Consider the following 20,574-nt stretch of genomic DNA (forward strand, 5'->3'; position numbering starts at 1 on the left):
TTCACGCCGTTACTAATCTTCGCCGCGTTGCTCGGAATAACGGAAGCCTATGACTCCATCGAGCAACTCGCCTTTGGCAGCGGTCATTGGCGCGTACGCAATGCTGCACTAGAAGTCGCTAGCTTGCTCGCACCAGGAGAGAGGGGCGGGCTGTGGCGCAGGGCCGAACACGATGCCGATCCGGCAATCCGTCGTTCGGCGAGGATCTGGCTGGAACGGGAGCAGAGCGAAGTCGAATGATGGGTTTCTTTCGAGATAAGTTAAATACCCGGTTCGTTCGCCGATGGGGTGGGGGTATCCTGTTTGCAACTGCGATCTTGCTCCTGTCAAATCCCGAGTTGCTGTCGGCTGTGCTGTTGGTAAATATGATTGGTGTGGATGTGCTGGTCTTGTTTATCGGAATTCAACTGCGGCAAAATTTGTCGATTATTAGTGCCTTCATTATTGCTCCCTGCTATATTGGGATAAAAAGGCTGTTTAAGTCGAATTGAATTCTGGTCAAGAATTTTGAGTCATAGTTAGATGCCAGTCGTATGAGGTCTTCATGGCGGTCTAAAATTACTGCTGGATAGTAGTCGCTACGGACTGCGTTGAGGCTGAATCGATGAATATTCTATGTCAGTAGCGTGGTAAATATCTTCTAGGGCTCATTATCTAGATCTAAATAGATGGCCGGTCTCTTCTGCAGCTACTCCTCAGTGAAGGAATATAGTCAAAAAAGTGCCGAGGAAGAAAATTGGTCAAGCATTTGCCGGTTTAAATGCAACGGCCAGAGTATGCTCCGGCCGTTGTATTTTCAGCTGCTACATCGCAGCTGTCAGGCCGACAACTCCAACAACAACTTATTCAACCGCCTCACATACCCGGCCGGGTCCTTGAGGCTATCGCCCGCCGCCAACGCAGCCTGGTCGAACAACACGCGGCTCAAATCGCCGAAGCGGTCCATGTCCTGTTCCGCATCGAGCTTCTCGATCAGCGGGTGGGCGGGGTTGAACTCGAACACCGGCTTGCTTTCCGGTACGGCCTGGCCGCTGGCTTCCAGCAGTTGACGCATCTGCAGGCCCAGGTCGCCCTGGCCGATGGCGAGGATTGCGGGGGAGTCGGTCAGGCGGTGGGAGACGCGTACTTCGGCTACGTCGTCGCCGAGCGCTGCCTTGATGCGCGATGCCAGGCCTTCCTTGGACTTGGCGACTTCTTCCTGCGCCTTTTTGTCTTCTTCCGAATCCAGTTTGCCCAGATCCAGGTCGCCGCGTGCGACATCAACGAACGACTTGCCGTCGAATTCGGTGAGGTAGCTCATCAGCCATTCGTCGATGCGGTCGGTGAGCAGCAGCACTTCGATGCCTTTCTTGCGGAAGACTTCCAGGTGCGGGCTGTCCTTGATCTGTGCGTAGCTCTCGCCGGTGAGGTAGTACAGCTTGTCCTGGCCCTCGGCCAGGCGGCTCACATAATCGGCCAGGCCCACGCTCTGCGCGCCGGTGGTGTCATGCGTGGACGAGAAACGCAGCAGGCCGGCGACCTTTTCGCGGTTTGCATAATCCTCGGCCGGGCCTTCTTTCAACGCCTGGCCGAAGTTGCGCCAGAAGGTGGCGTAGTCGTCCGGCTTGTCCTTGGCGAGTTTTTCCAGCATGTCCAGCGAGCGCTTGGTCAGCGCGGACTTCATCGAGTCCACCACCGGGCCGGATTGCAGGATTTCGCGCGAGACGTTGAGCGACAGGTCCGACGAATCCACCACGCCCTTGATGAAACGCAGGTAGAGCGGCAGGAACTGCTCGGCCTGGTCCATGATGAAAACGCGCTGCACGTACAGCTTCAGGCCCTTGGCCGAATCGCGGTGATACAGGTCGAACGGGGCGCGGCCGGGCACGAACAGCAGCGAGGTGTATTCCAGCTTGCCTTCGACCTTGTTATGGCTCCACGCCAGCGGGTTGCCCGCATCGTGCGCGACGTGCTTGTAGAACTCCTGATATTCCTCGTCCTTGATCTCGGACTTGGGGCGCGTCCACAACGCGCTGGCGCGGTTGACCGCTTCCCACTCCGGCTCGGCAGGTACATCAGCCTCTTCGCCGTGATGCTCCTTGCGCATTTCGATCGGCAGCCCGATGTGGTCGGAATACTTCTTGAGGATGTTGCGCAGGGTCCAGCCGTCGGCGAAAGAATCTTCGCCTTCCTTCAGTTGCAGCACGATGCGGGTGCCGCGCTCGGGCTTGTCGATGCTGGCGATTTCGAATTCGCCTTCGCCACGCGAGGACCAATGCACGCCTTCGTTGGCGGGCAGGCCGGCGCGGCGCGAGTACACGTCCACCTGGTCGGCGACGATGAAGGCGCTGTAGAAACCGACGCCGAACTGGCCGATCAGGTTGGCGTCCTTCTTCTGGTCGCCGCTCAGATGCTTGAGGAAGTCGGCGGTGCCGGACTTGGCGATGGTGCCCAGATGCGAGACCGCATCCTCGCGGCTCATGCCGATGCCGTTGTCGTCGATGGTGACGGTGCGCGCGTCCTTGTCGTAGTCGACGCGGATGCGCAGCTCGCTGCCGCCTTCCAGCAGCTCGGGCTTGACCAAGGCTTCGAAGCGCAGCTTGTCGGCGGCGTCGGCAGCGTTGGAAACCAGCTCGCGCAGGAAGATTTCCTTGTTCGAGTACAACGAATGGATCATCAGCTGCAGCAGCTGCTTGACCTCGGTCTGGAAGCCCAGCGTCTGCTTGTCGGTGTCAACGGTCATTGGGGTCGTGCTCCATGGTGGTCCGGGCCGCACTACGGCCGATGGCCTGGGGGATGAGGCCGTCGGCGGTTTTTTTCAAGGCGTGCCTGCGCGAAGGTGTGGCGCGTCGGTGCCCCGGGCGGGCGGGGCGGGCGGGGCGGGCATGCCGGCGGCAGCGGTATCATGGGCGGCCATCGCCTGCATTCCGACCCATGCTGCCACTTGCGCCACCTGTGTTACGCCGTCGTCCGCCTGCCACAGGCGCGTTGCGATGAGCCGCCCGGCACGGCCGGCGCCGCGTGGCGCCGAAGGCCAGGTGCGTATCGTGGGCGGGCGCTGGCGCAACACGCGGTTGGCGGTGCCGGACCTGCCGGGCCTGCGCCCCAGCAGCGACCGCGTGCGCGAGACCGTGTTCAACTGGCTGATGCCGCGGCTGCGCGGTGCGCGCGTGCTGGATCTGTTTGCCGGCTCCGGCGCGCTGGGGCTGGAGTCGGTCTCGCGCGGGGCCGCGCATGCCACGCTGATCGAGCGCGACCCCGGCCTGGCGCAGCGGCTGCGCGAGCATGTGACCAAGCTGAAGGCGGCCGACCAGGTGCAGGTACTGCAGGAAGACGCGCTGCGCTGGCTGGAGCGCGCGCCTGCGGCCCCGGTCGACATCGTCTTCGTCGACCCGCCATTCGCGGCCGGTCTGTGGCCGAGCGTGTTCGAACGCCTGCCCGCACATCTGGCCGCCGAGGCCTGGCTGTATCTGGAAGCGCCGGCCGACCTGGCGTTGCAGCTGCCGGCCGGCTGGCATCTGCATCGCGAGGGCGGTACCCGGCAGGTGCGCTATGCGCTGTATCGCCGGGCCGCTGCTACACTGAACGGCGATCCGACCCCGGTAGTTTCCGTATGAGCGTGGCCAACAGCCGCACCGCCGTCTATCCCGGTACCTTCGACCCGATCACCAATGGTCATATCGACCTGGTGAACCGTGCCGCGCCGTTGTTCGAGCGCGTGGTGGTGGGCGTGGCGTACAGCCCGTCCAAAGGCCCGGCATTGTCGCTGGAAAAACGCGTCGCGCTGGCACAGGAAGCGCTGGCGGCGCACAAGAATGTGGAAGTGCGCGGCTTCGATACGCTGCTGGCGCACTTTGTGCGCGACATGCATGCCGGGGTGCTGCTGCGCGGCCTGCGTGCGGTGTCCGACTTCGAATACGAATTTCAGATGGCCAGCATGAATCGTCATCTGATCCCGGAAGTGGAAACGCTGTTCCTCACTCCGGCCGAGCAATACAGCTTTATTTCGTCGTCGCTGGTGCGCGAGATCGCGCGGCTGGGCGGCGACGTTTCCGGCTTCGTGCCGGCCTCGGTGGTCGAAGCCTTGCGGCAAGTGCGCGAGTCCCGCGCGCAGGCCTGATCTCATCTGTCGTTCCATCACCACGCTTTTCAAAGGGAGGAGTTTCATGAAACACACCATGCGCGCTCTGGCGCTCGCTTCGATCGCCGCTCTGGCGGTCACCGCCTGCAAGAAAGAAGAGCCGGCGCCGACCGCCGCTGCCGCTCCGGCAGCGCTGAAGGCCCCGGCCAAGGACGACAACGCCGGCTGGAAGAAGTACCTGCAGGAAGTGGTCGGCCAGAACCTGGGCGCCACCACCAACAGCCCGTTCCTGTACTACTTGCCGCCGGAGTCCGATGCCGAGTTCGCCGGCAGCTACGAGCGTCAGCTGGAAAGCGTCAAGACCGCGCTGGCGCGTGGCGTGCAGCCGGGCAACATGCTGGCCTTCGGTTCGTCCGCCTCCACCAAGATGGCCGACCTGATCGACGCCGCGTTCAAGGACGTGCAGCCGGATTCGATGAAGGGCGTGCGCGTGCTGTTCATTGGCGACGCCGCCGAGAATGCGCGCGTGCAGACCATCGTCCAGCCCAAGGGCGCGGAATACACCTTCGTTGAAGCCAAGTAATGCCGTATCAGGCCGGATGCGCGGGAGGGCGCACCCGGCCGCGGCGTGGAAACGCACCATGCTGCTGAAGTTGCACTCCCTCGTAGCCGGCCTGTCTGGGCCGGCTTTCGGCAACGCCCCCGGCGTTGTCGTCCGGCTCGCCCGCGCGGTTTGCGCCTGCCTGCTGCAGCGCGCTGCGCCCCGATCTGCGGGGCTGCCATGTCGCTGAAGATCAATGCGCTGTGCGTCAATTGCGACGTCTGCGAACCGGCATGCCCGAATCAGGCGATCTCGATGGGCGAAACCATCTACGTGATCGATCCGGCACGCTGTACCGAATGCGTGGGCCATTTCGACGAAGCGCAATGCGTGGTGGTGTGCCCGGTCGAGTGCATCGACCCGGATCCGGACATTCCGGAAACCCATGATCAATTGCTGGCCAAGCTCATGCAGCTGCAGCGCGATCACCCCGAACTGTACGAACAGGAGCCTCCCGTCCCGTGAGCACTTTCTCCCTACGTTTTTCGACACGCGGCCTGCTGTTGCTGGCCTTGGTGCTGGCACCGCCGGCCTGGTCTGCGGATGGCGCCAAGCCTTCCGCCGGCGCGCCCGCTGCAGTCGCCACGCATCCGCCCGGTGCGGCGGTGGCCAGCGGCCATGCATTGGCCACCGATGCCGGGCTGCAGATCCTGCGCGAGGGCGGCAACGCGTTCGATGCGGCCATTGCGGTGTCGTCCACGCTGGCGGTGGTCGAGCCGATCAGCTCGGGCCTGGGTGGCGGAGGATTCTTTCTGCTGCACGATGCCAAGACCGGCAAGGACGTGATGCTGGACGCGCGCGAATACGCGCCGGAATCGGCCACGCCGGAAAAATTCCTCAACAAGCAGGGCGAACTGGACCGCGACCGCTCGGTCAACGGGCCGTGGTCGGCCGGCATTCCCGGTCTGCCCGCCGCGCTGGTGGAGCTGGCGTCCAAGCACGGCCGGCTGCCGCTCAAGCAATCGCTGGCGCCGGCGATCCGCATCGCCACCAACGGCTTCCCGGTGTATGCGCGCATGGCCAAGGGCTACGCCTCGCGGCGCGAAGTGATGGAGCGCTATCCCGGGACGCGTGAGGTGTATTTGCGCGGCGGGAAACCCATTGCCGAAGGCGACACCTTCAAGCAACCCGAGTTGGCCCATACCTTGAAGCTACTCGGCGACAAGGGCTTCGACGGGTTCTACAAGGGCGAGACCGCCAAGAAGCTGATCGCCGGCGTCAAGCAGGCGGGCGGGCATTGGAATGCGGCGGAGCTGGCCGGTTACACGGTGAAAGAGCGCACGCCGATCCAGTTCGATTATCGCGGCTGGAAGATCACCACCGCGCCGCCGCCGTCCTCGGGCGGTATTGCGCTGGCAGCCATGCTGCAGATTCTGGAAGGCTGGGACTTGAACAAGCTCGATGACGTGCATCGCACGCATCTGGTGGTGGAATCGATGCGCCGTGCCTACCGCGACCGCACGTTCTTTCTGGGCGATCCGGACTTTGTCGACGTGCCGCAGCGCGTGCTGACCAGCAAGGATTATGCGCAAGGCCTGCGTGCCACCATCAATCCGGAAAAAGCCACGCCCAGCGATCTGTTGTCGGGCAACCCCACGCCGCTGGAAGACGACGAGACCACGCACTTTTCCATCATCGATGGCGAAGGCAATCGCGTCGGCGGCACTCAGACCGTCAACCTTCTGTATGGCTCGGGCCTGATCCCCAAGGGCACCGGCGTGCTGCTCAACGACGAAATGGACGACTTTGCGCTCAAGCCGGGCACGCCGAACGCCTTTGGCGTGATGGGCTACGCGGCCAACGCCCCCAAGCCGGGCAAGCGCATGCTCAGCTCGATGACGCCCACCTTCATGGAATCGGCCGACAAGGCGATCGTGCTGGGTACCCCGGGCGGCAGCCGCATCATCACCATGGTGCTGCTCGGCATCCTGGGTTACGACGCGGGGCTGGATGCGCAGGCGGTCAGTGCGTTGCCGCGCTATCACCATCAGTGGTTGCCGGACGTCATCGATGCCGAAACCGACGCGTTCTCACCGCAGACTGCCAAGGGCCTGCAGGCGATAGGCCACGCGCTCAAACTGCCCGGCGATACGGCAGAAGGCGGCCGCGGGTCCAGTCACGTGTGGGGCAACCTGCAGACGGTGGAATGGGACAAGCGCAGCAATGTGCTCAGCGGCGGCAGCGACCCGCGTAACCCGGTGGGCAAGGCGGAAGTGCAGTTGGATGCGGCAGCGCGATAACCCGTCAGGTCCCTTGACCAAGCTGCGATGAAGTAGGTTGGGCTGATGTGGCGAGTGCGCTTGTTCGTGCCCCTGACCAGGACTGGCGGCATGCGGTCGTTAGTCACACTTCTGCGAGGTGTTCTGGTCTCCACTTGATGCAATCACCGCATGGTGATTGCATCAAGCGCGGCCACGGCACTCTTGAGCCCAGCAGCAACGCGTAGGCAGGCAGCACCTGACAGCATGTGCCAACGGTTCCTACGCAGCACCTACGCTCAACCGACAACAGCATTTCCTGTGTTGTCGGCTTGCAAGCGCCCACCTGCGGATGAGCAACTCAATTGAGTTTGATGTAGGTCCCTCTGTGCTGCGGGTCGTAGCACAGGGCTCCAGTCAGCGCTTTGCTTGTGGTGTTGCCTGGATCCTGTGGGTAGATGTGACAGGCAGTGTAGGGTGCTTGGGCTCCAGTGAACCTCAAGGTGAAATGCTGGTTGTCATCGGCGGGGCTGGTATGCACCCCGCCATTGGCCAAAATGATGACCTCGCAGACTGCTGCCTGCGCAAGTTCGCATCGACGCAATGTTGCCTGCAACGGCGCTCCGATGGCGGCGTACATGCCAGAGATCCAGTTGTTCTGCACTTGATTGGGGCTGGCATTCCACTGTTTGGATGCCAAGGCGGTCTGGCTTGAGGCTAGTAGCCCGAGCAACAGCGCTATCGGAAGGCGTTTCCAGCGCTGCGGATGCTGCGAGCACTGCGGCCCCGGCACGTTCGGGCTGCGAGGAGACGACGAAATGGTTGGGTGGCTGGTCATCTGTGGTCCTTGGCAAAGAGAGCCCATGCCGTAGCACTCGCAGTCACAAGCGTCGGGCAGGGCAGTGCGATGGGAGGTGCGGCATTGCCGCAACGCCAATCTAGGCGCGTGGCAATCTGAAAAATTGGGGGAGACGACGAGGCTTGCGGTTGTTTCTATTGAAATTCGCGTGGGACGCCGCGCAGTTGTTTTTCCGCTACGCCAACTGGGTGCGAACGCCGACAGACTGCGATGCAGGCAGCAGAAAATTCGGGTGAATCGCGAGGGTGTCAGCGCGCAGTCGCGATTGCTGTCATCCGGCGATGTTGGCGATCCGTGCTCTGGAGCGACGACACGCCGGCGATGTCGGTGCGTCGCAAGATCTGTGCAGCTGCCCGCATCTCGCGCGCTCGCCCGGGCTTGTGGCAGCACCGACATCCGGCCACCATTGGGCGATGAACAATCTCAATCTGCTGATGATCACGGCCGCCATCCTGCTTTCCCCCACTGCCTGTTCGGCACAGACCGCTACGGAAAAGACCGGCGGTTCGATCCACGTCAATCAACTCGGCTATCTGCCGGGCTCAGCCAAGTTGGCGGTGGTCGGGTTGCCGCAGGGCGCGGCGCCGGGGGCGGACCGTTTCACGGTCGAAGATGCGCAGGGCCGCACGGTGTTGAAAGGCACGTTACAACCGCCAGCGCTGTGGTCGCCGGCCGGGCAGCAGGCGCGGGTGGCGGACTTCTCCAGCGTGCGTGTGCCGGGCACCTACCGGTTGAAGATCGATGGGTTGCCGACCTCGGATGCATTTCCGATCAACGCGCATGCGTATCAGCCGGTGGTCGATGCCTCGCTGAAGGCGTTTTATTTCAATCGCGCCAGCACCGCGCTGCCCGCGCAGTTCGCCGGGCGCTATGCGCGTGCGTCCGGGCATCCGGACACGCAGGTACGCATCCATCCATCGGCCGCATCGGCCACGCGTCCGGCCGACAGCGTGATCAGCGCGCCCAAGGGCTGGTACGACGCCGGCGATTACAACAAGTACATCGTCAACTCCGGTATCAGTACCTACACCTTGCTGGCGGCATACGAGCACTACCCGGCGCTGTTCAAGGCGCAGGCCCTGACCATCCCCAACGACTCGCCCGGCGTACCCGGCATCCTGCAGGAAACCTGGTGGAATCTGGAATGGATGCTGGCCATGCAAGACCCGGCCGATGGTGGCGTGTACCACAAGCTCACCGACAAGCAGTTCGACGGTCTGGTAATGCCCGATCAGGCCAAGCAGCAACGCTACGTGGTGATGAAGGCCACGGCGGCCACGCTGGATTTTGCAGCGGTAATGGCCGCGGCCAGCCGTGTGTATGCGCCGTTCGAAAAGCAGTATCCGGGTGTATCGGCGCGCATGTTGAAGGCGGCGCGTGATGCCTGGGCGTGGGCGCAGCAGCATCCGGATGTGATCTATCGCCAGCCCGACGACGTGCGGACCGGCGGCTATGACGATGCGCAGGTCGACGACGAATTCGCGTGGGCGGCGGCGGAGTTGTATGTCACCACCCGCGAGGATGGTTTCTACGATGCGATGTTGGCGCGCAATGTGCCGGCCAGCGTGCCGGGCTGGAGCAATGTAGGCGGGTTGGCGTGGATGTCGCTGGCCGCGCACCGCGACACGCTGACCGCGCATGCGGATCGTGCGCGCATCACGGGTGAGATCACCGGTCTGGCGCAGCAGTTGACCGAGCAATGGCAGACATCGCCGTGGCGCCTGGCCATGACCGACAAGGATTTCGTCTGGGGCAGTAATTCCGCCGTACTCAACCGCGCGATGATGCTGTTGCAGGGCTATCGCCTGACCAAACAACGGACGACGCTGGATGCCGCGCAATCGCATCTGGATTACATCCTGGGGCGCAATCCGCTGGGGTTGTCGTTCGTCACCGGGGTAGGCCAGCGCACGCCGATGCATATCCACCATCGCCCCTCGGAGGCCGACGGCATCGACGCGCCGGTGCCGGGTTGGTTGGCCGGCGGCCCGCAGCCGGGCCAGCAGGACGCCAAGGACTGCAAGGTGCCGTATCCGTCCACGTTGCCGGCGCTGTCGTATCTGGATAACACCTGCAGTTACGCGAGCAATGAAGTCGCCATCAACTGGAATGCGCCGCTGGTGTATGTGAGTGCGGCCATCGAGGCCTCGACGCGCTGAGGGATGCCCGAGGTTTCTAGCAAGCTGCACCATCAGGCCGCAGCTCTATCACTGTATTTAGAGCGGCTAATAAAACGTAGCGAGCAGTCGTCAGGTGGGTGCGGGCGGCGCGCTCAGACCCGGAGTGTACGAGATGGGCACATGCCGATTCCAAGCACTGGCCGTGCCCGTCTGGCGGCTGCACAGTCGTTTTGTTAGCTGCTCTTAGTTGCTATCTCATGCGCGTGCGCAGGGGGGGGGGGGCTGTCCCTTCTCCCATCGGGAGAAGGTGGGGCGTAGCGCCGGATGAGGGTACGGCGTCGGCAAGAACACTGGCATGCCGTACCCTCACCCCAACCCCTCTCCCATTGGGAGAGGGGCTTGCCGAGCTGGTCTTTGACCAATCAGTCACCCGAGCGAGTGACTCGTCATCCCATTCCAGACTCGGTCGATCCTGAGGCTCCCGCTGCGACTCACTCCACCCGCGTCCCGAAAATCCGGTCGCCCGCATCGCCCAGGCCGGGCAGGATGTAGCCCTTTTCGTTGAGGTGGTCGTCGATGGCGGCGGTGTAGACCTCCACGTCCGGGTGCACGGCTTCCAGCGCTTTCAGACCTTCCGGCGCGGCGACCAGGAAGATGCCCTTGATGCGGCGGGCGCCGGCGCGCTTGAGCATGTCGATGGTGGCGATCAAGGTGCCGCCGGTGGCCAGCATGGGGTCAAGGATCAGCGCGTCGCGTTCTTCCAGGCGGCCGGTCAGGCGTTCGAAGTAGGGTACCGGTTGCAGGGTTTCTTCATCGCGTTGCAGGCCGACCACACTAACGCGCGCGGCGGGGATCAGTGCCAGCACGCCTGGCAGCATGCCAAGGCCTGCGCGCAGGATCGGCACCAGGGTGATCTTGGCGCCGGCGATGCGCTGCACATCAACCGGGCCGGCCCAGCCCTGCTGCACATGCGATTCGGTGTCCAGATTGGCCGTGGCCTCGTAGGCCAGCAGGGTGCCGAGTTCGGTCACGAGTTCACGAAAGCCCTTAGTGCTCAAGGCGGCATCGCGCAGCAGGCCGATTTTGTGCTGGACGAGAGGGTGGCGGACTTCGACGATTTTCATGGGCAGCGACAGACGGGAGAGGCGCACAGTGTGCCGCAGCCATGCGTGGCGCTGCCACACATCGGGTGTGATCGCGCTTGCATATGTCATGTCGGTGAAACGTCGCAGACATAGTGTGTGCACCCATTCTTAACCGATTGGGGAAGCACTCGTGTTGAACAAGACTCCGCTCTGCCTGGCGATCACGCTGACGCTGGCAACCGCCGGCTGGGGCCCGCAGGCACAGGCGGCAGAGGCTGCTGCTGCCTCCGGCGCAGCCAGCGGTGCGGCGGCCATCGATCTGGAGCGGCTGGAAGTGCGCCCGCAGCTGGAAGCGCAGGAGCGCGCAGTCGATCTCAAGCGCGCGTCCGATGCGATCCAGGATGCAGTGGCTTCCGATGCGATGGGCCGTTACCCCGACAAGAATGTTGCAGAATCCTTGCAGCGCCTGCCCGGCGTCAGCGTCACCCGCGATCAGGGCGAAGGCCGCTTTGTGGTAATCCGTGGCCTGGATTCGTCGCTCAACAGCGTGACCATCGACGGCATGAGCATGGGCACGCCCGAAGACGGCACGCGCTCGGCGCCGCTGGACGTGATTCCGTCCGATTCCACCGAGCGCTTGAAAGTGGTGAAGTCGCCCACGCCGGACATGCCGGGCGATTCGATCGGCGGCGCGATCCAGGTGGAATCCACCTCTGCGTTCGATCGCGACGGGCGCACGCTGCGCGGTTCGATCGAAGGCAGCCATCAGTCGCTGTCGGGCAAGACCAGCCCCAAGGGCGCGTTCAATTACAGCGACATCTACAACGGCACCTTCGGTGTGGCGGTGGGTGTGAACTATCAGGACCGCGAGTTCGAATCCGACAACACCGAAGTGGCGTACGACGCCTTCGCCGGTGGCGCTGCCGATGACCTGTTTGCCGGCGAAGTGCAGCGCCGCAAGTACTTTATCGAGCGCACCCGCATGGGCGCCAACCTCAATCTGGACTGGCGCCCGGATGCCGACAACCGCTACTACCTGCGCTCGCTGTACAGCCGTTTCGACGATGCCGAAACGCGCCAGCGCACCATCTTCGGCCTGGCCGATGGGCAGGTAAGCGCCAACGGCGATGGCACCTACAACGTGGCCGATCTGCCGGCAGACAGCATCGCCAAGCGCGTACGCTACCGCACCAAGAAGGAAGACAACACGGCGATCAGTTTCGGCGGCGAAAACCGCCTGAGCAGCGCCACGCTCGATTACAAGGTGGGCTACACCAAGACCACCGAGCGGGTGAACGATGAGATGGAAGCGCGCTTCGACTACGACGGCGACGACCTGTCGGCCACCGTGGATCAGCGCAGTGGCATCCCGCGGCTGGGTTTCTCTGACAACGGATGGCAGAGCAACCAGGACTTCGTGTTCGACCGCTTCGTGCTGGCGCCCAAAACGGTGGACGACAGCGAGCACAGCGCGCAGGTCAATGTGCGCTTCGACGGCGAACATTCCAGCCTGAAGATGGGTGTGCTGGGTCGCTGGCGCGAACGCGATGTGGACGTCAACGAACAGGAGCTGCGGCGTGGCCCGGCGATCGATCTGAGCAGCTGGACCACCGCCGCACCGGAGCACCGTGGCGGCACCTTGGGCGAAAGCATCGGTTCGGACGGTATGCGCCGCTACTGGCGTGCGTCGGGTGGTCTGTACAGCGCACGTCCGCAGGAGGTGGGCGGCAATGTGCAGACCTCTCTGCAGGACGATTACACCGCGAGCGAAGACGTGTTCGCCACGTATGCGATGGGCACCTGGGATATCGGCGCGTTGCGCATGATTGCCGGCGTCCGCGTGGAGAACACCCAGTTCAACGCCACCGGTAATCAGGTGGACGTTGCCGAAAACGGTCGCACCGCCACGGTAACGCCGCGCCAAGCCTCCAGCAGCTACACCAATGTGTTGCCGGGCCTGCACCTGCGTTACGACAGTGGCAACGATTGGGTGTTGCGGTTTGCAGCCAACAAGACCTTGTCGCGCCCGTCGTTCGGCGATGTGTCGCCACGCGTGAGCATCAACCGCGGCGATGAAGAAGTGAGCATCGGCAACCCCGACCTCAACCCGTATCGCTCCACCAATCTGGATCTGTCGTTCGAGAAGTACATCGGCAGCACCGGGCTGGTGTCGCTGGGCGTGTTCAACAAGTCGATCGACGATTACATCGTGCAGACCCTCAGCACCACCGATGCCGAATTTCCTGGCCTGCAGGTGACGCGCTCGATCAATGGCGACACCGCCAAGGTGCGCGGCGCCGAGTTCAATTGGCAGCAGACGCTTGACTTCCTGCCCGAAGGCTGGAACGGCGTGTTGGTCGGTGCCAGTGCCACCGCCCTGGACAGCGACTTCGACCCGGGCCTGAACAATCGCGCCGGCGACGACTTCATGCTGCCGCGCTCGTCCAAGCGCATCTACAGCGGCCATCTGGGTTACGAAAAATACGGCTTCAGTGCGCGTGTGGCGGCGGTGTATCGCAGCGAATATCTGGACACCATTGGCCAGAGCCGCGCGTACGATATCTATGTCGCTCCGCACACCCAGCTGGATGTCAGCATGAGTTATCAGTTCAACAGCCACGTCAGCCTGTATCTGGAAGCGCAGAACCTGCTGGATGAGCCATTTGAGCTGTATCAGGGCGTGCCCTCGCGCACGCTGCAGAACGAAGAGTACGGCCGCACCTATGCGCTGGGCCTGAAGGTGGCGCTGTGATGCGGGCTGGCGTATTGCTGCACTCCACACTGCTTGCGAGCGCGTTGCTATTGGCAGGCTGTGCGACCAAGCCGGTCGACCGCGAAGCCGACGAAGCGTTGCTCACCGACCCCATGCTCAGCGAAGCGAAGGTGGCGCATGAAGTGGTGCCGGAAGCCTTCATCACTGCATTGACGCCGTCCGACAATCTGGATTCGCCGGCCAGCTGGATCGCGCCCGATGGCCGCCGCTGGGTGATCGCCACGTCCAAGGCCACGCATGCGCTGGTGGTATTCGATGGCGACAGCGGCAAGCGGCTGCGCGTGGTCGGCGGCAAGGGCAAGGCGCTGGGCAAGCTGGATCGGCCCAACGGGATTTCGGTGGTCGATGATCTGGTGTTCGTGGTCGAGCGCGACAACCGCCGCGTGCAGGTGTTTTCGCTGCCGGAGTTCAAACCGCTGACCGCGTTCGGCCAGGACGACTTGCGCGAGCCTTACGGATTGTGGGTGCGCAAGCATGACGGCGGCTACGAGGTGGTGGTCAGCGACAACTACATGTCGCCGGCCAACAAGGACCAACCGCCGCCGCTGGCCGAGCTGGGCCAACGCTTCCGTCGTTATCAGTTGAATGCGGCAGGGCAGGGCTGGCAGTCACGGCTGACGCAGAGTTTCGGCGATACCACCGAGGCCGGTGCGGTGCGCATCGCCGAGTCGGTATTCGGCGATGAGGCCAATGCGCGGCTGCTGATTGCCGAAGAAGATGTGGCAGTGGGCACGCAGTTGCGCGAGTACGGCATGGACGGGCGCTATCGCGGGCGCGACGTGGGCGCCGGGCTGTTCAAGGCACAGGCCGAGGGGTTGACCTTGCTGCAGTGCGCCGATGGCAGCGGCTACTGGATCGCCACCGATCAGTTCAAGGATCGCAGCGTGTTCCAGGTGTTCGATCGCAAAACGCTGGCGCACGTGGGAGCCTTCGCCGGTCGTGTGACCGCCAATACCGATGGCGTGTGGCTGGATCAACGCGGCGATGCGCGCTTTCCCGGCGGCGTGTTCTACGCGCTGCACGACGACCAGGCGGTGGCCGCGTTCGATTGGCGCGACATCGCACGCACTCTGCGCCTGAAGGACTGCGCACCATGAGCGCCGCGCGTACCGCGTGCTACGCAGCGTTATCGTTGATGGCGCTTGCCGCTAGCCACGCGCTGGCTGGCGAGCGCACCGCCGAGCCGAATACGCAGGTGCCGGCCGGGTCCACCCACTACGTGGCCGACGGCTTCCCGGACCGCATTGTCGCCACGCCCGCACAGGACGCGGCGACCGGTTTCGCGGTGGCCTGGCGCACCGATGCCAGCGTCGATCAGCCGTGGCTGGAACTGGTGATCGCCGGCGATTCGCCCGACGTCGGCACACCGCGGCGTCTGCGTGCCAGCACCGCCACGCTGACCAGCGAAAATGGCCGCTCGCACCATCATCGCGCCGACATCGACGGCCTCAAGCCCGACACGCTGTACGCTTACCGCGTGCAGGGCCATGACACCTGGGGCGCGTGGAATCACTTCCGCACCGCGGGCACGGCGCAGACCCCGCTGACGTTGCTGTATTTCGGCGACACCCAGAACAAGAATCTCAGCCTGGTGTCGCGGGTGATCCGTCAGGCCTGGCGCTCGGCGCCGGATGCCCGGCTGGCGCTGTTTGCCGGCGATCTGGTCAGCGGCAAGGACGGCCAGGACGACAATGAATGGGCCGAGTGGTTCGAAGCCGGGCGCTGGCTGCTGGAAGGCACCGCAGTGGCGCCGGCACCGGGCAATCACGAGTACCACGAAGAGGGCGATGAGACCCTGCAGGCCACCCGCACCCTGGGCAGCCATTGGCCGGTAACCTTCGCGCTGCCGCGTAACGGGCCGTCGGCCACGGCGCGCACCAGCTATTGGTTCGACTACCAGGGCGTGCGCATCGCCGTGCTCGATGGCACCTCGGTGCTGGACCTGGGCACCGGGCCGGCGCAGGCGCAATGGCTGGACAAGGTGCTGGCCGACAATCCGCACCCGTGGTCGATCGTGCTGATCCATCAGCCGTTCTTTTCGCCGCGCGCCGATCGCGAGAACGAAAAACTGGTCGAGCAGGTCTTGCCGGTGATCCGCCGGCACAAGGTGGATCTGGTGCTGCAAGGGCATGACCACACGTACGGCCGGCGCGGCGACCAGGCCGGGCAGGCCACGCCGGTGTTCGTGGTGTCGGTCGCCGGGCCCAAGCAGTACCGGCTCTCTGACATGGCGCGCAAGACCATGCGCCCGGTGGGCGAAGACACCCAGCTGTATCAGGTGCTGCGCATCGACAACCAGCAGTTGGTCTACGAATCGCGCACCGCCACCGGCCGCCTGTACGACGCGTTCGAACTGCAGCGCGACGCAAGCGGTGGCAAGCGGCTGATCGAGCACGAGCAAGGGCGCATCGCACCGCGCGATTGCCCGCGCAACGCCACGCTCAAGGGACGCGCGGATCGCTGCTGGGAGTGAGTTGAGCAGGCGCGTAAGCGTTAGCGAGCGTGTGCCCCATGGCAGTGACGCCATCCAGAAGATGGCGACGTGTGCCCTGGCGCGTAAAGCGCCTGCACCGCGCAGCGGCGCCCTGCATATTCAACTGACCGCGACTGCTGCGAGGTCGAGCGGCTAACACCATCACTGCGTTCACCGCCTGGCGGGCGCAGTCGGTGCTCGATGTGGCCTATACCACGCGCATACTCTGCATCAGAGCGCGCCATCCGTGCGGCCCTGATAACTGCGCGTTGCGTTTTAGAGCAGCTAACAAAACTACTGTGCAGCCGCCAGGCGGGCGCGGCCGGTGCTCGGAATCCTCATGTACCACCCGTACACTCCGGTTCCTCCGCGCCGTCCACACCCACCTGACGACTGCTCGCTACGTTTTGTTAGCTGCTCTTATTGGTCGCTCTAAATATGACAAAACGGCGAAGGTTTCATCGGGCATTCGATGGAGTTTATGCGTCGTTTCAAAACTTCGCGGATGCATCGATTCTATCGATGAGAAATGCGATTGATCATCAGGTAATGTGAATTACGTCACATCATTAGTGCGACTACGGTTGGCGCAGCTGAGCCGCCAACCGAGTAGCCGATTCGATGCGGTGCTGCGGTGACGGCTCTGGCTCCCCCAGCCCACCGAGTCGCCCCCCATGATTCCCCAATTGATTCACCTGACCGCACCCACCAAGCACTTGCTGTGGGAGGAGCGCCGGGTTTGCGATCGTTTGCAGCGTTTGTTGCCCGGATGGACGTGTCACGTCTGGGACGATGCCGATAACTCTGAACTGATGCGACGTGCGTTTCCCGAGTTTGCCCAGCGCTACGAGCGCATCCGTTTTGGCGTGATGAAAGCGGACATCGCGCGCTGTGCGTATATGCATGCGCACGGCGGTTTCTACTTCGACACCGACTACAAGCTGCTGCGTCCACTCGGTGCGGAGGTGCTGTCGCAGCAATGCGTGCTGCCCATTGAAGAAGGCACGCCCGACAACGACGACTTCAAGATCGGTAACGCCGTCTTCGGCTCCGAAGCGGGGCATCCGTTCTGGGGCGCGTTCATCGAGCACATTTTCAATGTGCATGCGCCGGAAACGCTGGAAGACCACCGCGAGATTCCAATGATCTCCGGCCCGCGTGGGCTCACCCGCTTCTACAACGCGCATGCCGGGCAGTTCGCCGGCATCATGTTCCCGCCGCGCAACGCCTTCCATCCGGATCGCACCTGGTTCGGGCTTGGCCATCGTGGCGGCCAGATCGCCGTCGGCTCGCACTTGTGCTGGGCGTCGTGGCGCGGCAAATCGCCACACCGTGCCGTGACCAATTATTTGCGCCGCAAGTTGAGCGCTGTGCCGATCTGATTGGTGCTTTTGTTGTTGAGACACGGCCATCGACCTGGGCAAAGGCGGCACAGGTCGAAGGTGTTTAGCCGATTCGCGAAGCACGTTGTTGGCGATTCATGCAAGCGAAAGCTTGCACGCCAGATTGGCTTCGCATTGCGCCTTGCAGTTGTTGTGCGAGGGGCGATCGGTGGGGTGAGAGGCAGGCTTGGTCACAGCCTGGCATCTGCTTGAACGCGGTCGATGCCTTGCGCAACGACCGCCGGTGCCGACCACGCTGCCAAACCAAACAACGCGGCGCAGATGGCAACTCCAACACCCAAGCGGGCGATGCACCGGCTGCAACTGCGCAGCCGATGCATCGCCCGGCGTGGATCAGGCGGCCTCGGCCTGCACCTGGCGCGGGCCTTCCTTCAATGCGCGTGCGATCAGGCCGACCAGCAGATCCAGTTCGTCTTCGTCCATCGCAAAGTGCGGCGTGAAGCGCAGCGAGTTCTCGCCGCCGTGGATCACATTGACACCGCGATGGCGCAACCACTCTTCGGTGGAGCCGGCCCCGTAGCACTTGAACTGCGGCGCCAGTTCGCAGGAAAACAGCAGCCCGGTGCCTTGCACCTTGGTGATCAGGCCGCCCAGTTCGGACTGCAGCGCCTGCAGCTTGGCAATCGCCTGTGCGCCGCGGGTGCGGATGTTGTCGCGCACTGCGGGCGTGAACAACGCCAGCGTGGCGCAGGCGACATCGAGCGCGCGCGGGTTGGTGGTCATGGTGTTGCCGTAGGTGCCCTTGCGGTACACCTGCGCGGCGTGCTCGGTCACCGCCAGCACCGACAACGGGTACTGCGCGGCATTGAGCGCCTTGGAATAGGTTTCCAGATCCGGCGGGTCGAGCTGCTCGAAGCCGGGGTAGTCCACCACCGACAGCACGCCGTGCGCGCGCAGGCCGGCCTGGATGGAATCCACCAGCAGCAGGCTGCCGTGCGAGCGGGTGAGCGCGCGTGCGGCGGCGTAGAACTCGGCCGGCAGCGCACGCCCCGGGTCGCCTTCGCCCATCACCGGTTCCAGGAATACCGCTTCGATAAACCAGTGGTTGCGCAGCGCCTCGTCGAACGCGCGCTCCAGGGCGGCCACGTCATAGGGCGCGATCGCAATCACCGAATCTTCGTCGCGGTAGCTGGCCAGATACTTGTTGTAGGTCTTGCGGCTGGAATCCGAATACAGCCCCGGGCGGTCGGTACGGCCATGGAAGCTGCCCTTGACCACCAGGCGCTTGATGGTGGCCCCGGCATGCCGCGCGCCCGGGTCGGTGTGCAGCTTGGCGTTGGTATCGACGATGCGCGCGGCCAGACCCACTGCTTCGGAGCCGGAGTTGAGACACATGAAACGTGCGAACGGGCAGCCGCCGCGGGTGTGGCCGATCTCGGCGCGCAGGGCGCGGTCCAGCCGGCGCTGCGCCAGGCTGGGGGTCATCACATTGGCCATCACCTGCGGGCGGGCCATCGCCTCCAGCACCGGCGCGGGGGTGTGCCCGAAGCCCAGCATGCCGTAGCCGCCGGCGTCGTAGAGCACCGCGCCCTTGAGCGTGATCACCCACGGCCCACGCGCAGCCAGCGCCACGTAGGGCGTCACCGCATCGTCGGCGTAAAAGTTGATGAAGCCGTCCTGCACGGCGGCGATCTGCTCGCCTTCGTCCAGATCGAGCAGGTCGGCAGCGTCATCGCGCACCTGCGCGTATTCGGCGGCAGCGGCGTCGATAGCGTGGGCCAGATCCGGATGGTTGGCGGCCAGACGCACGATGGCGGCATCGTCCAGGCCATCGGTCAGGCGGCGGCCGGCGTGGGCACGCAGCGGGGCGAGCGGGGCGAGGACGGACATGGCGCATCTCCTGCATTGACGTTGTCCTTCCTATTATCGGCAGACGATCGGCGTTTGGCAGCGTGAATTTAGGCGTGATGTACGGTATTTTCGTCGATTCGCCGAACCGGATGCGCATTGTGAAGATCACCCCGTCCGACGAACGCCTGTTGTCGCTGCTGCGCGAGGACGCGCGTGCGTCCACTGCGCAGATCGCGCGCCGGCTCGGCTTGTCGCGCACCACGGTGCAAAGCCGTATCGAAAAGCTCGAACGCGATGGCGTGATCAGCGGCTACACCGTGCGCACCCACGACGACTACGAACAGGGCCGCATCCGCGCGCACATCCTGATCACCGTGCTGCCCAAGAAGATGCCGGCCGTGGTCAAGGCCTTGCGCGACATCGCCGAGGTGCGCCTGCTGCACTCGGTCAGCGGCGCCTACGACCTGATCGCGTTGGGCGTGGTCGGCGGCGTCAACGAGATGGACGTGCTCACCGATGCGATCGGCGCGATCGACGGGGTGGAGCGCACCACCACCTCGATCATCCTGTCGACCAAGTTCGAGCGGTGAGGGGCGGGGAATCGGGAATCGGGAATCGGTAATCGTAAAAGCGGGCTGGCTTGTGTCGTCCGCGTTCCGGCCTGCGGATCCGGCTCTTATGAATCCCCAATCCGGAATCTCCACTCCCGGCCGCCCAAGCCGAGGCTGTCGATGAAGTTGGAGCGGTGAGGGGCGGGGAGTCGGGAATCCTGAGGGTCATGATTCGCGAGCTAGCAAGCCCCTCTCCCCCCGGGAGAGGGGTTGGGGTGAGGGTACGGGGCGAAGCCCATGTGGCATTTCAACTCCATGAGGCTTCGCTCGTACCCTCATCCGGCGCTGCGCGCCACCTTCTCCCGCCCGGCGGGAGAAGGACAAGCAGTCGAGCTGCCGCCCTCACCCCTCTCCCCTCGGGAGAGGGGTGAGGGCGGGGCGAAGCCCATGTGGCATTTCAACTCCATGAGGCTTCGCTCGTACCCTCATCCGGCGCTGCGCGCCACCTTCTCCCGCCCAGCGGGAGAAGGACAAGCAGTCGAGCTGCCGCCTCACCCCTCTCCCCTCGGGAGAGGGGTGAGGGCGGGGCGAAGCCCATGTGGCATTTCAACTCCATGAGGCTTCGCTCGTACCCTCATCCGGCGCTGCGCGCCACCTTCT

General features: G+C 64.0%; 15 protein-coding genes, 2 other RNA genes and 1 pseudogene. 13 read left to right on the forward strand and 5 right to left on the reverse strand.

The genetic code is table 11. The features are described from left to right. Positions 1 to 9: 9 nt before the first annotated feature. Positions 10 to 240 (forward strand): annotated as a pseudogene (locus VC212_RS12255) (transposase); the annotation flags it as partial. 577 nt (positions 241 to 817) lie between these two features. Here the strand turns inward: VC212_RS12255 and htpG are convergent. Beyond that, the gene (gene htpG / locus VC212_RS12260; RefSeq protein ID WP_115513254.1) at positions 818 to 2,722 is read right to left on the reverse strand and encodes a molecular chaperone HtpG; all 1,905 of its coding nucleotides are present in this window, start codon (positions 2,720 to 2,722) and stop codon (positions 818 to 820) included. A 250-nt stretch (positions 2,723 to 2,972) separates the two neighbouring features. Here htpG and rsmD point away from each other — a divergent pair, with 250 nt between their 5' ends. The 5 genes from rsmD to ggt all read left to right on the forward strand — a co-directional run bounded on the left by rsmD (position 2,973) and on the right by ggt (position 6,901). Then, positions 2,973 to 3,596: a 16S rRNA (guanine(966)-N(2))-methyltransferase RsmD gene (rsmD, locus tag VC212_RS12265; protein WP_323514843.1), complete on the forward strand. Its 624-nt coding sequence runs from the start codon at positions 2,973 to 2,975 to the stop codon at positions 3,594 to 3,596. Then, complete coding sequence (coaD, locus tag VC212_RS12270) at positions 3,593 to 4,099, forward strand: pantetheine-phosphate adenylyltransferase (protein WP_323514842.1); 507 nt, start codon at positions 3,593 to 3,595, stop codon at positions 4,097 to 4,099. The genes rsmD and coaD overlap by 4 nt, the downstream gene beginning before the upstream one ends. A gap of 46 nt (positions 4,100 to 4,145) precedes the next feature. Beyond that, positions 4,146 to 4,643, forward strand: a complete 498-nt coding sequence (locus tag VC212_RS12275) for a hypothetical protein (RefSeq protein WP_055851674.1) — start codon at positions 4,146 to 4,148, stop codon at positions 4,641 to 4,643. A gap of 198 nt (positions 4,644 to 4,841) precedes the next feature. Then, positions 4,842 to 5,126, forward strand: coding sequence for a YfhL family 4Fe-4S dicluster ferredoxin (locus tag VC212_RS12280; protein ID WP_055851675.1), 285 nt, complete (start codon positions 4,842 to 4,844; stop codon positions 5,124 to 5,126). Further along, positions 5,123 to 6,901 (forward strand): gamma-glutamyltransferase, encoded by a 1,779-nt coding sequence (gene ggt, locus VC212_RS12285; RefSeq protein WP_323514840.1) that lies wholly within the window; start codon positions 5,123 to 5,125, stop codon positions 6,899 to 6,901. The genes VC212_RS12280 and ggt overlap by 4 nt, the downstream gene beginning before the upstream one ends. Before the next feature lie 319 nt (positions 6,902 to 7,220). Here the strand turns inward: ggt and VC212_RS12290 are convergent, their stop codons facing one another. Then, a complete protein-coding gene (locus VC212_RS12290; protein WP_323514839.1) occupies positions 7,221 to 7,697 on the reverse strand; it encodes a hypothetical protein in 477 nt (158 codons plus the stop codon). Positions 7,698 to 8,131: 434 nt separating this feature from the next. On the opposite strand from VC212_RS12290, the gene VC212_RS12295 reads away from it, so the two are divergent. Beyond that, positions 8,132 to 9,877 carry a glycoside hydrolase family 9 protein gene (locus VC212_RS12295; RefSeq protein WP_323514838.1) on the forward strand — a complete coding sequence of 582 codons (1,746 nt, stop codon included), beginning with the start codon at positions 8,132 to 8,134 and terminating at the stop codon, positions 9,875 to 9,877. Positions 9,878 to 9,941: 64 nt separating this feature from the next. Here the strand turns inward: VC212_RS12295 and VC212_RS12300 are convergent. Together VC212_RS12300 and upp are read right to left on the reverse strand one after the other, a co-directional pair. Further along, a non-coding RNA gene (locus VC212_RS12300) (sX9 sRNA) lies at positions 9,942 to 10,020 on the reverse strand. A 309-nt stretch (positions 10,021 to 10,329) separates the two neighbouring features. Then, positions 10,330 to 10,962, reverse strand: coding sequence for a uracil phosphoribosyltransferase (gene upp / locus VC212_RS12305; RefSeq protein ID WP_055852279.1), 633 nt, complete (start codon positions 10,960 to 10,962; stop codon positions 10,330 to 10,332). Positions 10,963 to 11,113: 151 nt separating this feature from the next. Between upp and VC212_RS12310 the strand changes: the two genes are divergently transcribed. From VC212_RS12310 to VC212_RS12330, 5 genes are all read left to right on the forward strand, one after another. Further along, positions 11,114 to 13,675 (forward strand): TonB-dependent receptor, encoded by a 2,562-nt coding sequence (locus tag VC212_RS12310; protein WP_323514837.1) that lies wholly within the window; start codon positions 11,114 to 11,116, stop codon positions 13,673 to 13,675. Further along, positions 13,675 to 14,793 (forward strand): phytase, encoded by a 1,119-nt coding sequence (locus VC212_RS12315; protein ID WP_323514835.1) that lies wholly within the window; start codon positions 13,675 to 13,677, stop codon positions 14,791 to 14,793. Before VC212_RS12310 ends, VC212_RS12315 begins: the two co-directional genes overlap by 1 nt. After that, positions 14,790 to 16,169 carry a metallophosphoesterase family protein gene (locus VC212_RS12320; RefSeq protein ID WP_323514834.1) on the forward strand — a complete coding sequence of 460 codons (1,380 nt, stop codon included), beginning with the start codon at positions 14,790 to 14,792 and terminating at the stop codon, positions 16,167 to 16,169. Before VC212_RS12315 ends, VC212_RS12320 begins: the two co-directional genes overlap by 4 nt. A gap of 340 nt (positions 16,170 to 16,509) precedes the next feature. Then, positions 16,510 to 16,585, forward strand: a non-coding RNA gene (locus VC212_RS12325) — sX9 sRNA. 258 nt (positions 16,586 to 16,843) lie between these two features. Beyond that, on the forward strand, positions 16,844 to 17,551 hold the full coding sequence (locus VC212_RS12330; protein ID WP_115528005.1) for a glycosyltransferase: 708 nt from the start codon (positions 16,844 to 16,846) through the stop codon (positions 17,549 to 17,551). Between the two features lie 354 nt (positions 17,552 to 17,905). On the opposite strand, the gene VC212_RS12335 is transcribed toward VC212_RS12330, so the two are convergent. Continuing rightward, on the reverse strand, positions 17,906 to 19,402 hold the full coding sequence (locus VC212_RS12335; protein WP_323514833.1) for an aminotransferase class III-fold pyridoxal phosphate-dependent enzyme: 1,497 nt from the start codon (positions 19,400 to 19,402) through the stop codon (positions 17,906 to 17,908). 119 nt (positions 19,403 to 19,521) lie between these two features. Between VC212_RS12335 and VC212_RS12340 the strand changes: the two genes are divergently transcribed. Next, positions 19,522 to 19,953, forward strand: coding sequence for an Lrp/AsnC family transcriptional regulator (locus VC212_RS12340; RefSeq protein WP_055852282.1), 432 nt, complete (start codon positions 19,522 to 19,524; stop codon positions 19,951 to 19,953). Positions 19,954 to 20,574 lie beyond the last annotated feature (621 nt).

The sequence above is a fragment of the Xanthomonas sp. WHRI 8932A genome (assembly GCF_035012785.1).
In the GTDB taxonomy this organism is placed as follows: domain Bacteria; phylum Pseudomonadota; class Gammaproteobacteria; order Xanthomonadales; family Xanthomonadaceae; genus Xanthomonas.

What these genes read in the sequence shown, in the direction of transcription:
- rsmD (WP_323514843.1), top strand. Translation starts at nt 2,973, where the DNA reads ATGAGCCGCCCGGCACGGCCGGCGCCGCGTGGCGCCGAAGGCCAGGTG.
- coaD (WP_323514842.1), top strand. Translation starts at nt 3,593, where the DNA reads ATGAGCGTGGCCAACAGCCGCACCGCCGTCTATCCCGGTACCTTCGAC.
- VC212_RS12330 (WP_115528005.1), top strand. Translation starts at nt 16,844, where the DNA reads ATGATTCCCCAATTGATTCACCTGACCGCACCCACCAAGCACTTGCTG.
- htpG (WP_115513254.1), bottom strand. Translation starts at nt 2,722, where the DNA reads ATGACCGTTGACACCGACAAGCAGACGCTGGGCTTCCAGACCGAGGTC.
- VC212_RS12315 (WP_323514835.1), top strand. Translation starts at nt 13,675, where the DNA reads ATGCGGGCTGGCGTATTGCTGCACTCCACACTGCTTGCGAGCGCGTTG.
- upp (WP_055852279.1), bottom strand. Translation starts at nt 10,962, where the DNA reads ATGAAAATCGTCGAAGTCCGCCACCCTCTCGTCCAGCACAAAATCGGC.
- VC212_RS12290 (WP_323514839.1), bottom strand. Translation starts at nt 7,697, where the DNA reads ATGACCAGCCACCCAACCATTTCGTCGTCTCCTCGCAGCCCGAACGTG.
- VC212_RS12320 (WP_323514834.1), top strand. Translation starts at nt 14,790, where the DNA reads ATGAGCGCCGCGCGTACCGCGTGCTACGCAGCGTTATCGTTGATGGCG.
- VC212_RS12275 (WP_055851674.1), top strand. Translation starts at nt 4,146, where the DNA reads ATGAAACACACCATGCGCGCTCTGGCGCTCGCTTCGATCGCCGCTCTG.
- VC212_RS12335 (WP_323514833.1), bottom strand. Translation starts at nt 19,402, where the DNA reads ATGTCCGTCCTCGCCCCGCTCGCCCCGCTGCGTGCCCACGCCGGCCGC.
- VC212_RS12295 (WP_323514838.1), top strand. Translation starts at nt 8,132, where the DNA reads ATGAACAATCTCAATCTGCTGATGATCACGGCCGCCATCCTGCTTTCC.
- VC212_RS12280 (WP_055851675.1), top strand. Translation starts at nt 4,842, where the DNA reads ATGTCGCTGAAGATCAATGCGCTGTGCGTCAATTGCGACGTCTGCGAA.